The sequence below is a fragment of the Sphaerimonospora cavernae genome (assembly GCF_042435035.1).
GTDB lineage: Bacteria > Actinomycetota > Actinomycetes > Streptosporangiales > Streptosporangiaceae > Sphaerimonospora > Sphaerimonospora cavernae.
The window spans coordinates 100,504-113,827 of the sequence record NZ_JBHMQT010000036.1; the positions used below are offsets into that span (position 1 = coordinate 100,504).

Consider the following 13,324-nt stretch of genomic DNA (forward strand, 5'->3'; position numbering starts at 1 on the left):
GTATAGCGGAGGCGATGGGTATGGACCGTGAGCCGCGTACAGCGGTAGTGATCGGCGCCGGTGTGGTCGGGCTGTCCACCGCGTGGTTCCTGCAGGAGCGCGGCGTGGACGTGACCGTGGTCGACCGCGGCGGTGTGGCCGCGGGCGCCTCCTGGGGCAACGCCGGCTGGCTCTCCCCGGGGCTGGCCATCCCGCTGAACGAGCCCGGCGTCCTGCGTTACGGCCTGAGCTCCCTGCTCAACCCGAACGCCCCGCTGCATGTGCCGGCCACCCCCGACCCGGGCCTGCTGGCGTTCCTCACCAAGTTCGCCCTGAACTGCAGCTGGAAGTCCTGGGGCCGTGCCGTACGGGCGAACATCCCGCTCAACGACGAGTGCCTGGAGGCCTTCGACGTGCTCACGTCGAACGGCGTCGAGGCGCCCACGATCGACGCGCCGATCATGGCCGCGTTCGAGACCGAGCGCCAGGCCGTGGGCCTGCTGCACGAGCTGCGGCGGATCAACGAGTCGGGGCTGAAGATCGAGTACACCGCGTTCAAGGGTGACGAACTCGGCGCGCTGCTGCCGCAGATCTCCCCGCAGGTGCGGGCCGGCATCCGGCTGGAGGGGCAGCGCTACATCGACCCCGGAGAGTTCACGCACTCGCTGGGCCGCGCCGTCGCCGCCCGCGGCGCCGAGATCCGCTCCGGCTTCGAGGTCGCCGACGTGCGTACCGGGAGCGGCGGGCTGACCGTGGTGTCGAGCACCGGCGACTCGGTCGCGGCCGACGCCGTCGTCCTGGCCACGGGCGCCTGGCTGAACCGGCTCGGCAAGGCGTGGGGCGTTCGGGTGCCGGTGCGCGCCGGGCGCGGCTACTCCTTCACCGTGCCCACCGCGGAGCCCGTGCGCGGGCCGATCTACCTGCCGGCCGTGCGCGTCGCCTGCACGCCGTACCAGGGCAAGCTCCGGGTCGCGGGAACGATGGAGTTCCGCGGGCCCGACCACCCCTTGGTGCAGCGGCGGATCGACGCGATCGTCAAGTCGGCCAGGCCGCTGCTGTCCGGAGTCGACTGGGACGCGATGACCGACCTGTGGGTCGGCCCCCGGCCCGTCACCCCCGACGGCAAGCCCCTCATCGGCGCCACCGACGTCCCCGGGATCTTCGTCGCCGGCGGGCACGGCATGTGGGGCATCACCCAGGGGCCGATCACCGGGCGGATGCTCGCCGAGCAGATCACCACGGGCAAGGTGCCCACCGCCCTGCGGGACTTCGACCCCACCCGCTGATTACCCGGCCGCCCGCCCTGCCCCCCATATGCCGGGGGCGGGGCAGGGCGTATGGGCGGCCTCACCATCAGGGCAGCGGCGGGGCCTTTCTGGCTGAGCCGCGATACAGCTCCGGGGGGTAGCGGCGCTCGCTCTCGTCCAGCTTGACGTGCGCCGCGGCGATCAGGTCCACGCCGAGCACGTCGGCCAGCCGTACCAGATAGCCGGTGACGTCCCCCAGCTCGGCCCGCACTCGCGCCATGGTGTCCGGGTCCGGGTTCTCGGCCTCGGCGGGGGTGAGCCACTGGAACTCCGCCACCAACTCCCCCACCTCACCGGCCAGGGCCATCACCAGATTCTTCGGAGCGTGGAACTGCTCCCAGTCCCTGGCCTGCGCGAACCCGCGCAGCCGTACGGCCAGCTCCGTCAGTTCGGACATCCTGTCCTCCTCAATGAAGGAGCGCCGTCTCGAAGACGGCACGCCGTTCCTCCAGGTAGGCGATGTCGGCGCGGTAGAGGCGGTCGTGGCCTTCCTCGATGTGCCGCCGGAACGCCGCCTCACCCTCGGCCGCCCGGGCGTGCATGAACTCGACCAGGGCGGTGAGCCTGGCGGTGATGGTGTCCACCAGGGCGCTCCGCCCCGCGGCGTCCAACCCGTAGCGGTCGCAGAACACCCGGGCGCGGGCGGCCTGTTCCTCGGTGGTACCGAAGCCTGATCCGTTACCCGGAGCCGCCGTCGGCGCCCAGCGGTAGACCGCGTAGGCCACATCCCAGAGCCGGGGACCGGGAGCGGCGGTGTCGAAGTCGATGATGCCGACGACCCTGGTGCCGTCCAACACGCAGTTGTACGGAGCGTAGTCGTTGTGCAGGATCACCTCGGCCGGTGCCGGCGTCGGCATCATCCACCCGCTCTCGTGCCCCGTCACATAGCCAACCGTGGCGTCGTGGTAGGCGGCGAGCAACTCGGCCGCGCTCTCCAGAACCTCGGAGGAGGCGGCCTCCGCGGTCAGCGGGTACTCGCCCACCTGTCCGGGGATGAAGTCGAGGATCTCCATGCCGTCATCGGTGACGCCGTACAGCCGTGGGGCTGCGCCGAAGCCCTGCCGTTCGAGATGGCGTAGCAGGCCGTGCACCGCCGGGCTCCACAGCCCGGTCGGACGGTGCACGGTCGAGCCGACCCGCCGCACCTCGTTGACCCCGCCCCTCATCACTTCCACACGCTCACACTAGATCCCGTCCCGCGATCACATGCTCCACCCCCCAGACCCATGATCTTGCGAATACTCGCACGCCGAGCCTTGACTAGGCATTTCACGTTCGTGACCTTGCAGCGGAGAGGCCGCGGCCGACCCGCTCCTGGCCGTCGTCCTGGTCGGCCTCGGCGTGACGAGCCTGTCCATGTCGGCGCCCAGCATCCCCGCCGTACGGGAATCCCTGGCCCGGCACACGCTCGAGGAGTGCCGGGCTGCGGCCGGAGCGGCCCTGGAGGCCGGTGATCCGGCCGGGGCGCGACGTTCTGTGCGGAGCGGGTCAGACTAGCTGATCGAGGGCGATCTCGAACGCGGTGCTCGCCACGCCCGTGTGCGCCGGGGAACTCTCATGGCAGCGCCTGAGGGCGGACTCGATCGTAGCCGAGATGTCGCTGAAGATCGCCTGGTCGGTGATCTCGACGCCGTCCCGCATGAGGAGGGCGAAGGTGCGGGCCATGCCGGAGTTGGCGATGAAGTCCGGTACGACGGCGACGCTCTTGTCGGCGTGCTCGTACGTCTGCCCGTAGAAGATCTCGGGATCGGCGAACGGCACGTTGGCGCCGCAGGCGATGACCTCGAGCCCCCGCGTCGTCATACGGTCCACCTGGTCCCGGGTGACCAGGCGGGAGGCCGCGCAGGGCAGGAAGACCTCGGCGCCGACGTCCCAGATGGCCTCGTCGATCTCGGCGTACGGCGCCAGGCCGTCGGCGCGCAGCGTGTTGCCGTCCTTGGCGAGGAACAGTTCGCGGATCTCGTCGAAGCCGTACCCTGCCGGGTTGACGATGCCGCCGTCACGATCGATCACGCCGACCACCCGCGCCCCCGACTGGGCGGCGTAATAGGCGGCGGCGGAGCCGACGTTGCCCCAGCCCTGCACGATGACCCGCTTACCGGCGATGTCCCCGCCGTAGACGGCGTAGTAGTGCCGCACCGACTGCGCGACGCCCCACCCGGTGATCAGATCCGCGACCGAGTGGCGGCCGGCCGGATCCGGGGTGAGGCGCGGGTCCTCCACGACCTTGGCCACGCCCAGCCGGAGCTGTCCGACCCGCCCCACGAGCTCTCGGTCCCTCGCGTCGAAGTGACCCCTGACCACACCCTCCTGCGGATGCCACAGCCCGAGGCTCTCGGTGATGGGCACGACCTCCTGCATCTCGTCCACGTTGAGGTCGCCGCCGGTGCCGTAGTACGTCTTCAGCAGCGGAGTGACCGCCGTGTACCAGCGGCGCAGGACGTCGTTCTTGCGGGGATCGCGCGGGTCGAAGTCGATGCCGGACTTGGCGCCGCCGATCCGCGGCCCGGACACGGTGAACTTGATCTCCATCGTCTTGGCCAGCGACACGACCTCATTTCGGTCGAGCCCGGGGCGCATCCGGGTCCCGCCGCCCGCGGCGCCGCCCCGCAGCGAGTTGATCACCACCCATCCCCTGGCGGGCGTCTCAGCATCGTGCCATTCGAAAACGATCTCAGGGGTCTTGTTCTCGAACTGGGTGAGCAGGTGCTTCATGTGCTGTTCCTGTTTCTCCTGTGCCTGCCCATCCCGAGAGGGGGAGGGACGGGATCTTGCGCATATTGTGATCCGATGCGCGAAGAGCTGCGCAAGAGAACGCTGATCAGCTACACGATGTGCTAGGTTTGCCCGACATTTCGGGCATTCTGCTATACATTTCGCCCAGTACGCTCCACGTTCTCACGTCGGCGGATGGGCGGCCAGCAGCGCGACGTCGTCGTCGAAGGCCCCGCCGGGGTGGGCCAGCAGGGCGTCGCACAGCCGCGCCAGCGGATCGGCAGCGTGGGCGGTGGCGATGGCGGCGATCTGGTCCATCCCCTGACTCAGGGAGCGATCGCGGTTTTCGACCAGGCCGTCGGTGTACAGCAGCACGGCGGCGCCGTACGGCAGTCGAGCGTGGTTGTCGGGCCTGGGCAGGTCCGGATCGACGCCCAGCGGGACGCCGGTCTCGGCGTACAGATAGCGGGCCGGTTCGCCCGGGACGGCCAGCAGGGGCGGCAGGTGCCCGGCGCTGGCCCAGCTCAGGCGTCCGCCGGATCCGGCGGCCGATTCCAGGCGGGCGACGGCGACGGTGGCCATCGGCCCCCCGTACATCCGGTCCAGGACCCGGTCCAGGTGGCGCAGGATCCCACTGGGCGACTCCGGCTCGTCGAACGCGATGACCCGGAGCATGTTGCTGATCTGACTCATCACGATGGCGGCCCGCACGTCGTGGCCCATGACGTCCCCGATCACCAGGCAGGGCACCCCGTCGGGCAGGCGGAACACGTCGTACCAGTCACCCCCGATGCACGGCGCCCTGCTGGAGGGCTGGAACCGGGCCTGCAGTTCCCACCCCTCCAGGTGCGGCATCTCGGGCAGCAGTTGACGCTGAAAGTCCTCGGTGGCCCGGCACGTCCGCCGGTAGAGGCGCGCGTTCTCGATCGCCACGCCGGCCGCACTGGCCAGCGCCGTCACCACCTCCTGATCCGCGTCCGTGAACGGGCCGCCCACCTTCTCGGCTAGGTACAGGTTCCCGTAGGTCGTCTGACGGACCCGGATCGGCACCCCCAGCAGGGTGGTGATCGCGGGATGCCCTTCGGGGACGCCGGACGCACGGGGATGGGCCGGCAGGTCGTCCACGCGCAGTGGCCGGGGATCGCGCACCAGTTCACCCAGCAGTCCGCTGCCGTGGGGCAGTTTCTCACCTCGCGCGGCGAAATGATCACGACAGAACCCCGAGCTGATCATCGCGGTGAACTGTCCCGTCTCGCTCAGTACGCCCAGGGCGCCGTAGCGGGCGTGCACCAGATCCCGGGCAGCGTCCACGATCCTGTGCAGGACCGGCTCGAGTTCCAGCTCCGCGCTGATCGCCAGCACCGCGTCGAGCAGTCCCCGCAACATGCCGTACTGGCGCTCGAGTTGTCGTAACCCGGCCTGGATACGATCCAGATCTCCATCTGGTCGATCGAACAAATGCCCGGCCTGCGATGCCATGCGGCCTCCTTCCCCACTGATCAGGCCGATGCCGCCCCGCTCAGTGTGATCATGGAGATCACCCCCGTAATCCGCCTTCTGGTCGGGATGTTTCACCTGCCGCTCTGTCGGGAATCCTGTCCCGTTCAGTTACCCCGAAACTCCACCGGACGCTGAGGTGTGAGGAGGTTCGCGATGTTGGTCCGCGAGGTGATGACGGCGCCGGTGGTGACGGTGCCACGCACGTGGACGGCGACACAGGCCGTCCGTCTGCTCTGCGAAAAGGACATCACGGCCGCGCCGGTGGTCGACGAGAGCGGCCGGATGATCGGGATCGTCAGCGAGATGGATCTGCTGCGCGGCGAACTCGAGGCGGACCCCCGGGCCTATCTCCACTTCGCGGCCCCATCGGACGCGCGGCCGACCCTGGAGGTCGAAGAGGTGATGACCCCGAACGTCAAGACCGTCCGGGAGGACACCGACGTACTGGAACTCGTCGAGCTCCTGGTCACAATGGGGATGAAGAGCGTTCCGGTCGTGCGGGGCGACGAGCTGGTGGGCATCGTGAGCCGGCGCGACCTGATGGGAATGCTGGCGACAGGAGGGGACGATGCGGATCAGTAACGTCTACCGTCCGATGATCTTCGGATGCCAGGCCGACGAGCGCCTGCCCCAGGTGGCGCGGCGGATGACGGAGAGAAACGTCGGGGCACTTGCCGTACTCGAGGGCGAGCAGGTCACCGGGGTGATCACCGAGCGCGACCTGGCGGAGGCGATGGCCACCTGCCGGGACCCCGTCACCGTGACGGCCTCCGCGTTCGCCTCGACGGAGCTGCGTACGGCGCGGCTCGACGAGGACACCCGCGACGTCGCCCGCCGGATGCTGGAGGCCGGGGTACGGCACATGCCGGTGGACGAGGACGGACGCCTGGTGGGCATGGTGTCGATGCGCGACCTGCTCGCCGTGGAGACCTGGGCGTCCTGACTCAGGGCAGACGCGCGAGGTAGCCGTTGTCGGCCAGCCAGCCGACCGACACCTCTCCCTGGTCGTTCGCCGGCGCGCCGGGAATGTACTTGGCGAGCGTGTGCAGTTGCAGTCCCTCACCGGGCTGCTGGAACGCCGGAGCGATCGGGCCCGCGTCGACCCGGAACGCACGGATCACCTTGTAGGCGTGGTAGCTGCACTTGTGCGCGAGATCACCGCTGAACGTGTTGAGGTTGCTCGGCGGCAGTGCCCGCTGCGAGTACGGCGTGCCGAGCGGCGAGAGGAACGCCCCCGACTCGCCGCCGAACCGGTCGACCTTGTACCCAACCGGGAGGAGCTTCGTGTACACGATCGGCTTGGCGTTGCCGAACCCCTCGGGATGTGCGAAGCCGAAATCCGGCGGGTAGTTGTAGAAATCGGTCTGCTCATTGAAATAGCGGTCGAGGAAGTCCGTCGGCGGCAGACCACCGTAGAGGGTGTAACCCCGCACGATCTCGCCCAGTGGGCCCCTGGTGGGGAGGAGTTCCGGCCCCAGAGACTTGTTTCCCAGCACGTACGGCGGACCGCATATGTCCGTCTTGGACTCCCGGTCGCCGGGGGGCGGCGTGGGCTTCCGGTCATTCGCCGCCTTCGACGAGAGCGTCACTTCCTGGTCGAGTCCGGCCGGGCTCACGCCGGAGGTGTCGTCGTCGGAGGCCAGAGCCAGAGCCGGAGCGGCGGTGAGGGCCGAGGCCGCGAGGGCGAGCGCAGCCACCAACGGTGACCGTCGAAAGAAATTGCGCACGAATTCTCCCGAAAAGGGCGCACAGGGTGTGCGATCGGACAGGTTCGCATCAATCGATAAATCAGCGGAGGAAGTTACATGCTGATGATCTGAGATGCGATTGATCCGTGCGTACCCGGCCGACTTTAAAACGCATCACCGGCCATTGTCCAGCGCAGCGAAAATCGCCCGAAACATAGTCGGAAAGAAAGAGAGAAATGCTGATAACGGAGAGTGGGGAGCGGCTGAATACCGCAATTCGCCCGAAGCGAACCGCCGCCCTGGGCGATATGACGGAAGGCCGGCCCGTTGAGCAACGGCCCGGCCTTCTGGGTCAACACAAACGTGGTGAGCGATACTGGGATCGAACCAGCGACCCCTTCGGGGCCGCGGCATCAAGGCCGCACGTCTCCAGCGCGCACGAAGCATGCTGGCAGCAACCGCCAACTGAGCGGTTTGGAGCTACGCGAAACGTGCGAGGGTGGTCTGTTCGGTGAGACGGGTGATCACGTTTCGAGCACCGGGAACGTCGAGCCGCCGGGCGGCAAAAGACAGGGCCAAGAGTTCCTCGCCGATGACTTCGTCGTACTTGTCGATCCTCTTGTCTGGGATCAGCCGAGCCAGATCGGTCGCTGTGGGCAGGTCGGCTTCGCTCAACTCTCCCAGCAGGTCGGCGGTGGTCTGGGGCGATATTCCGGACAGTGTCAGCGCCAGCCCTTGTCGTGCCACGCTGACTCCCCTCGTATGCAGGGCAAGCGCGATCGTCGTCATGATCACGTCCCCGCAGAACGGGAAGAGCAGGGTGTCGTTCCCGTAGCCCACGGTCGGGTTGGATCTCAGGCCGAAGCGGCGGTAGGCGGCGCGGCCCTGCTCCAAGAGGTGCTGGGCGGTCGCATCCAGGTAGATCGGAATGGCGCTTTCCTGGTAGATGCGCCGCATCTCGGTTCGGATCCGGTCGTGCACCTCTGGACCGGCTCCGATGAAGCGTGGCGGGCGTCCGCCTGACGCTCGCGCGACCTCGACGACCTTCGCCCGCGTGTCGATGGCGAGGACCCGCCAGCGCCGACCCGCGAAGATCAGCAAAGCGCCTTCGGGGAGTGACTGTTCGATCGGCAGGCTGCCGAGAGTCCGTCCCCCGTTCACAATCCGATATTCGGTGGGAGCCGCGAAGGCGGCGTAGAAGGTGTAATGGTTGACGAGCTTCTCCCCCGCGTCACCGTGCAGGAGGAGGCCGTCGGTCTCCTGTCGAATGAGCGTCGCTTTGCCGAGATCGCGCAGCAGAGCAGCGAAGGTCGCGGCGTCGACCAGCCGAAACGGCCCCTGGGCGCAGAGCGCTCGGTAGGCATCGTTCGGGGTGATGCCGCCATGCTGAGCGATCAACGAGAGAGTCTGCTGCACCAGGGTGGACAGGTGCAGCGCCTTTCCGTGCGGGGGCTCGTACCAGCGCTGCAGCAGCAGCTCGATCGTCGCGATGGTTTGCACGAGCTGAGCGCGCAGTTCTTCAGCTGGATGCAGCGTTGCTGACAGCTCAGGCTCGCTGATATAGACCCGCAGGATCGCCGGTCCTCCGCGTCGGCCGGAGCGGCCGAGGCGCTGGCGCAGGGCGGCGACCCCGGGAGGCGCGCCGACCTGGGCGATCGACGAGACCGATCCGATGTCGATGCCCATTTCCAAGGTGGAGGTGCAGACCGCGGTGACCGGCCGGGCCCGGTCCTTGAGGCGGGACTCGGCATGCTCACGGATGTCCTTGGAGAGGTTTCCGTGGTGCGGAACGAACTCGCTCGGCACGCCCGCCTGGTCGCATCGGCGGCTGAGCAGGTCGGTGTACTCCTCCACCGCAGCGCGGGAATTCGCGAAGATCAGGTTGTGGGAGCCGCGCAGCGTCGTGAACAGATGATCGGCAATGGCGAACCGGTCCCCTGAGTCCTCCTCGCCCGTCTGCGGCTCCGCTTCCTTATCGCCGGAACCGTCCAGGGTGGGAAGACTGGGCTGGATATCGACGTAGCCGCGTATCTGCAACTGGAGCTCTTGGCCGTCGGCGTTCGACACGATCACGGCGACCTTGTCCCCGCTGCCGGGCCGAAGGAAGTCCGCCGCTGCACGCATGTCGCCGAGTGTGGCCGATAGCCCGACCCGCGGAACCCGGCGGCGCGCGGCCAGGTCGAGCCGATGCATGAGGGATTGCAGCTGTGCCCCGCGCTCGGTTCCCATGAACGAGTGCATCTCGTCGATTACGACGTAGCGCAGAGCACCGACCAGGTCGTGCATCTTCCACCCGCGCAGGACGAACATCGCCTCCAGCGATTCGGGGGTGATCAGGAGAATGCCCCGGGGGCGGTCGACGAGCTTGCTTTTGGCTCCGGCGCCGACGTCACCGTGCCAGCGAGCCACCGGGATATCCAGGTGTTCACACAGCTCATCGAGCCTGCCGTACTGGTCATTGATCAACGCTTTGAGCGGGCTGATGTATATCGCGGCGAACCCACCCGTCTGCGGTGGATCTGCGGTCAGCGCCGAACAGATGGGCAGGAACGCGGCCTCGGTCTTCCCGGAGGCGGTCGCCGCGGCGACGAGCACGTCTGTCTCACCCGCGAGCACGGGAGCGGCCGCCGCCTCTTGGGCCGCGCGCAACTCCGGCCAGTCCTGCTGCCAGATCCACCGTTGAACCTTGGGGTGGAGCAGTTCGAAGGCGCTAGAGCCGGAAGGAGGCAAGGTCGCCGTCACCGAAAGCTCCTGGCTGAGTCACCGATGCCCGCAGCGCGGGATCCTCGTCTTCTTCAAGCGGGGCCAGATCGGGATTGCTCTCCTGGTCGAGCTCGACCGACGGGAGAATCTGCCGCCAGTCCGCTCCGGGATTCTGCTCCAGTACGGCCAGCAGGTCGCAGAAGGCTTTGATCGTCGTTCGTGGCGTGCGGAAGTAGGCGTCACCGACGCGGGCGGAGCAGTGGTGCATGAACGCCGGCAGCGCGTCGTCCGCGAGGAGATAGCGGGACGGGTCACCGACGGCGTAGACATGACGGATCTTCGTCAGCAGGACGTAGAGATCCTCCGGAGTCAGCGCGGTGAGGCGGAGAACCGGACCGGAGTAGTCCACCAGCCCGTCCCTGGCGAAGGAGTTCTCCGCCAGTCGCGACTGCAGTGCGGCATAGCTGTAGAGCCCCCGGCGGGAATCGGTGAGGAACTCGGGGGTGCCGCCGAACACGAAGCCCAGGTGCGCGGCCGTTCCCTGCAGTGTGTCGTTGACGATGCGCAGGATCTGCTCATAGTTGGCGTTGCGGGCCTGCGTGGAGGCCAGCTTGTAGAGGTTGACCATTTCATCCAGGCACACCAGCATGCCGTCGTATCCGGCCAGGCGAACGAACCGGCTCATGAGCTTGAGGTGATCGTGGAAGGTCGCGTCGTCGATGATCGTCCGGACGCCGAGCGCGGACCTGGCCTCGGTCTTGGTGGAGTATTCGGCGCGCAGCCAGCGCACCGCGGCGGCCTTCAACTGCTCGTCACCGGTGTCGTGCCCACGCCAGTAGGCGCCGACGACCTCGGCGAAGTCGTACCCTCCGGTCATCTCGGCGAGGTGGGCCAGGCGCGTTCGGATCACCTGTCCGGGGTCGGTGCCGGCCTGCTGGGCCTCGGTCAGCGCGGTGGAGACGAACCTCTCGACGACTGCGGAAAGTGCCCCGCCGTCGGGCTTGGCCCGGGTGGCCATGTTGCGCATCAGTTCGGCGTAGAGGCTGCGCGCCTGGCCGCCGGTGGAGTGCAGGCGGCGGTCGGGGTTGAGGTCGGCGTGAACGGTGACCAGTTTCTTCTCCAGCGCGATGGACCGCACCAGGTGCAGAAAGAAGGTCTTGCCCGCGCCGAAGTCACCGATGACGAAGCGCACAGCTGAACCACCACCGGCGATTCGATCGAGGTCGGTCACCAGGGCCTGGACCTCGGGGGCCCTGCCCACCTGCACATGCCGTTGGCCGACGCGAGGGACTACGCCTGCCCGCAGCGACTGGAGGAGAGCATCGCGCTCACGGGGGCGGATCGGGGTCGTCGTGGTCACGTCAGCATCTCTCCCAGCAGGTGTCGATTGACCCAGATCGGGTCGTCTCCTTCGAGCAACGGCTCACCGCCCATCTCGTAGGCGGCTTCGTTGATTCGGTCCAGTGCGCCATCGGGGAGGAGGTTCCATTTCGCCGTAAGGTCCTCGAACTCCCCCCGAGACAACTGCTCCACGTCGGGAAGGCCGCGTACGAGACCGGAATGCGGGCCGTCCAGCCCGGCGACCGGATCAGCGGCCTGAGGCGGCGAGGGCGTGTGTGCCGACTCCTCTTCGGCGAAAATCGAGCCCAGCAATGCCCCCACCCTGGCCGTCTCCTCAAGCTTGGCGGCGATGGCATCGTGATCGAGTTGGACGGCCGCCGGAGCAGTTCGAGTTCCCACAGGGCGGGGAATCGCAAAGCCCGGTTCCGGCTCGGCCTGGCGGACGACCACCGGACCGGCCGCTGGAGCGGGGTGAGCGTTCGCCGGCAGGACGGACTTCACCATGGCGGGATCGAGTCCGAGTAGACGGTAGATACGACCGAGCGTCTTGACCTCTTCAGGGGAGATGTGGCCATCGGCGGCGGCCACACCGGTGAGGAACTCCGCCACGTAGGCCCGCTGTTGCTCGTCGATCTCCGCCAGGCGCCGGGTCAGGCCGGTGAGCTTGACCTCGGTGGCGACGAGCCAGCGCAGATGCGCGTGCAGGCGCCGACGCTCGTCCTGCGTCAGGTGAAGAGCCCGTTCGAGATGATCGCTGAGATGACGCTGCTCGGCTTGCGAGAACTCCCCATCGGCGGCGCTCACAGCCGCCGCCAGATGGAGCAAAATCGTCGCAGCGCGGTAGGCGTCGGAGGATGCCGCGGTGGGACCGCCCGGAGCGGCGAACAGCACCATGGGACCACTCGACAGAACCGGCCCGCCCATGCGCGGATCAGGCTCGATTCCGATCCCCATGCTGCCCAGCAGTTGCGCCAAAGCAATGACGTCTTTCTTCGCCGGCTTGACCGGAGGCGCGCCCAGCAGTGCGGCGAACTCCTCTGCGGGAACGAGAGCGGTCTCCTGCGCGCCGAGACGGTCCCGCGCCCACTTCACGGCGCGACCCGCGCCTCCCGAATCGAGGTCCAGCAACTCCGCTGGAAGCAGTGCTTGCGCCTGTACGCTCGCGTGCCGGTCGGGAAAGCGTCCGACGAAACGGCTGTAGGCGTCCAGGTCGGTAGTACACTCGTCGGCCAACGTCACAAGTTTGCGTGTCGGCGCTGCCAGTGTCAGCACATCCGGAACGCCGGGGAGTGTCAGTCGGGGGTAGCCGCCGAAGCCCGCGCTGGCGGACCGGTAACCCAGGGAGACTTCCTTACGCCCAGGCCGTACCACCAGCCCCGCGCCATGACGCGCGGCGTACCGCGACCGAAACAGCGCATCGAACTGACCGGCGCAGCGCGTCGCCGGAGTTCGCGGATAGTAGTCAGGGTGGGAGCGGATCCAGGCCAACGCCCACTCGGCCGGGACCGGCCGTCCCTCCGCCGCGAACTCCCCCAATCCCACCCTCAACCGGAACGGCGTCACTTCGCGAGACGCCTCGGGGGGATGCCCGGCGCTGGGCCGCACGTCCTGGCCTGTCAGAATCAGCGCGTCGAGGACTTGGTCGAACTGGCCCGCATAGTTCCGAAAGGAAGAGCTCTCGCCGTAGATGCTGAGGAGTCGGCGGACCTCGGCCTGAATGATCGACAGCTCGCGTCCAACCGTGGAACGATCCAGGCGTAAATCGTGCAGAGCCCGTCGTTCCAGGCCATAGAAGTAAAGGAACACATAGCCGATGGGCACATGTGGATAGCGCCGTCCGTCGGCGAGCCAGGACAGATAGGCGGCGCGCGAGTCCGGCGGAATCGACGCATAGGACGGCCAGTAGTGCAGGCCCTGTCCCGTCCAATCCGGACGGCGCATGTCAACGGGCAACCGTGGGTCGATCAGCGCCGGTTCGGCCATCTGCCCGGACGCCGACGGCAAACCGGCACCCACGTACAACAGTCCGCCGACAATGTTCAGTCCCGCGATGCTGACTCCGAAACCTGGCGGCAGCCAAGGTCCCACGTG

At 67.9% G+C, this 13,324-nt stretch carries 11 protein-coding genes and 1 pseudogene; 4 read left to right on the forward strand and 8 right to left on the reverse strand.

The features are described 5' to 3' along the window. The first annotated feature begins 14 nt into the window (after window positions 1-14). Complete coding sequence (locus ACFHYQ_RS16825; RefSeq protein WP_394302092.1) at window positions 15-1,265, forward strand: NAD(P)/FAD-dependent oxidoreductase; 1,251 nt, start codon at window positions 15-17, stop codon at window positions 1,263-1,265. Window positions 1,266-1,332: 67 nt separating this feature from the next. Here the strand turns inward: ACFHYQ_RS16825 and ACFHYQ_RS16830 are convergent, their stop codons facing one another. Both ACFHYQ_RS16830 and ACFHYQ_RS16835 read right to left on the reverse strand, forming a co-directional pair. Next, a complete protein-coding gene (locus ACFHYQ_RS16830) occupies window positions 1,333-1,683 on the reverse strand; it encodes a nucleotide pyrophosphohydrolase (protein WP_394302093.1) in 351 nt (116 codons plus the stop codon). 10 nt (window positions 1,684-1,693) lie between these two features. Further along, entirely contained in the window at window positions 1,694-2,452 is a 759-nt protein-coding gene (locus ACFHYQ_RS16835) for a phosphotransferase (protein WP_394302151.1), read from the reverse strand. 124 nt (window positions 2,453-2,576) lie between these two features. Here ACFHYQ_RS16835 and ACFHYQ_RS16840 point away from each other — a divergent pair. Then, window positions 2,577-2,783, forward strand: a pseudogene (locus ACFHYQ_RS16840) (putative PEP-binding protein); the annotation flags it as partial. Here ACFHYQ_RS16840 and ACFHYQ_RS16845 read toward each other — a convergent pair. Together ACFHYQ_RS16845 and ACFHYQ_RS16850 are read right to left on the reverse strand one after the other, a co-directional pair. After that, a complete protein-coding gene (locus tag ACFHYQ_RS16845) occupies window positions 2,775-4,001 on the reverse strand; it encodes a Glu/Leu/Phe/Val dehydrogenase dimerization domain-containing protein (RefSeq protein ID WP_394302094.1) in 1,227 nt (408 codons plus the stop codon). The pseudogene ACFHYQ_RS16840 and the gene ACFHYQ_RS16845 overlap by 9 nt on opposite strands. Window positions 4,002-4,184: 183 nt before the next feature. Then, entirely contained in the window at window positions 4,185-5,480 is a 1,296-nt protein-coding gene (locus ACFHYQ_RS16850; RefSeq protein WP_394302095.1) for a PP2C family protein-serine/threonine phosphatase, read from the reverse strand. A 174-nt stretch (window positions 5,481-5,654) separates the two neighbouring features. Between ACFHYQ_RS16850 and ACFHYQ_RS16855 the strand changes: the two genes are divergently transcribed. Beyond that, window positions 5,655-6,083 (forward strand): CBS domain-containing protein, encoded by a 429-nt coding sequence (locus ACFHYQ_RS16855; RefSeq protein WP_394302096.1) that lies wholly within the window; start codon window positions 5,655-5,657, stop codon window positions 6,081-6,083. Further along, window positions 6,070-6,444, forward strand: coding sequence for a CBS domain-containing protein (locus ACFHYQ_RS16860; protein WP_394302097.1), 375 nt, complete (start codon window positions 6,070-6,072; stop codon window positions 6,442-6,444). The genes ACFHYQ_RS16855 and ACFHYQ_RS16860 overlap by 14 nt, the downstream gene beginning before the upstream one ends. A gap of 1 nt (window position 6,445) precedes the next feature. On the opposite strand, the gene ACFHYQ_RS16865 is transcribed toward ACFHYQ_RS16860, so the two are convergent. From ACFHYQ_RS16865 to ACFHYQ_RS16880, 4 genes are all read right to left on the reverse strand, one after another. Further along, complete coding sequence (locus ACFHYQ_RS16865) at window positions 6,446-7,198, reverse strand: TNT domain-containing protein (RefSeq protein ID WP_394302098.1); 753 nt, start codon at window positions 7,196-7,198, stop codon at window positions 6,446-6,448. A gap of 471 nt (window positions 7,199-7,669) precedes the next feature. Then, window positions 7,670-9,931: a DEAD/DEAH box helicase gene (locus tag ACFHYQ_RS16870; protein WP_394302099.1), complete on the reverse strand. Its 2,262-nt coding sequence runs from the start codon at window positions 9,929-9,931 to the stop codon at window positions 7,670-7,672. After that, window positions 9,900-11,252 carry an ATP-binding protein gene (locus ACFHYQ_RS16875; RefSeq protein WP_394302100.1) on the reverse strand — a complete coding sequence of 451 codons (1,353 nt, stop codon included), beginning with the start codon at window positions 11,250-11,252 and terminating at the stop codon, window positions 9,900-9,902. The genes ACFHYQ_RS16870 and ACFHYQ_RS16875 overlap by 32 nt, the downstream gene beginning before the upstream one ends. Beyond that, a complete protein-coding gene (locus ACFHYQ_RS16880) occupies window positions 11,249-13,321 on the reverse strand; it encodes a tellurite resistance TerB family protein (RefSeq protein WP_394302101.1) in 2,073 nt (690 codons plus the stop codon). The genes ACFHYQ_RS16875 and ACFHYQ_RS16880 overlap by 4 nt, the downstream gene beginning before the upstream one ends. Window positions 13,322-13,324 lie beyond the last annotated feature (3 nt).

Coding starts and splice junctions, on each gene's coding strand:
- ACFHYQ_RS16860 (WP_394302097.1), top strand. CDS start 6,070: ATGCGGATCAGTAACGTCTACCGTCCGATGATCTTCGGATGCCAGGCC.
- ACFHYQ_RS16835 (WP_394302151.1), bottom strand. CDS start 2,452: ATGAGGGGCGGGGTCAACGAGGTGCGGCGGGTCGGCTCGACCGTGCAC.
- ACFHYQ_RS16855 (WP_394302096.1), top strand. CDS start 5,655: ATGTTGGTCCGCGAGGTGATGACGGCGCCGGTGGTGACGGTGCCACGC.
- ACFHYQ_RS16850 (WP_394302095.1), bottom strand. CDS start 5,480: ATGGCATCGCAGGCCGGGCATTTGTTCGATCGACCAGATGGAGATCTG.
- ACFHYQ_RS16845 (WP_394302094.1), bottom strand. CDS start 4,001: ATGAAGCACCTGCTCACCCAGTTCGAGAACAAGACCCCTGAGATCGTT.
- ACFHYQ_RS16830 (WP_394302093.1), bottom strand. CDS start 1,683: ATGTCCGAACTGACGGAGCTGGCCGTACGGCTGCGCGGGTTCGCGCAG.
- ACFHYQ_RS16825 (WP_394302092.1), top strand. CDS start 15: ATGGGTATGGACCGTGAGCCGCGTACAGCGGTAGTGATCGGCGCCGGT.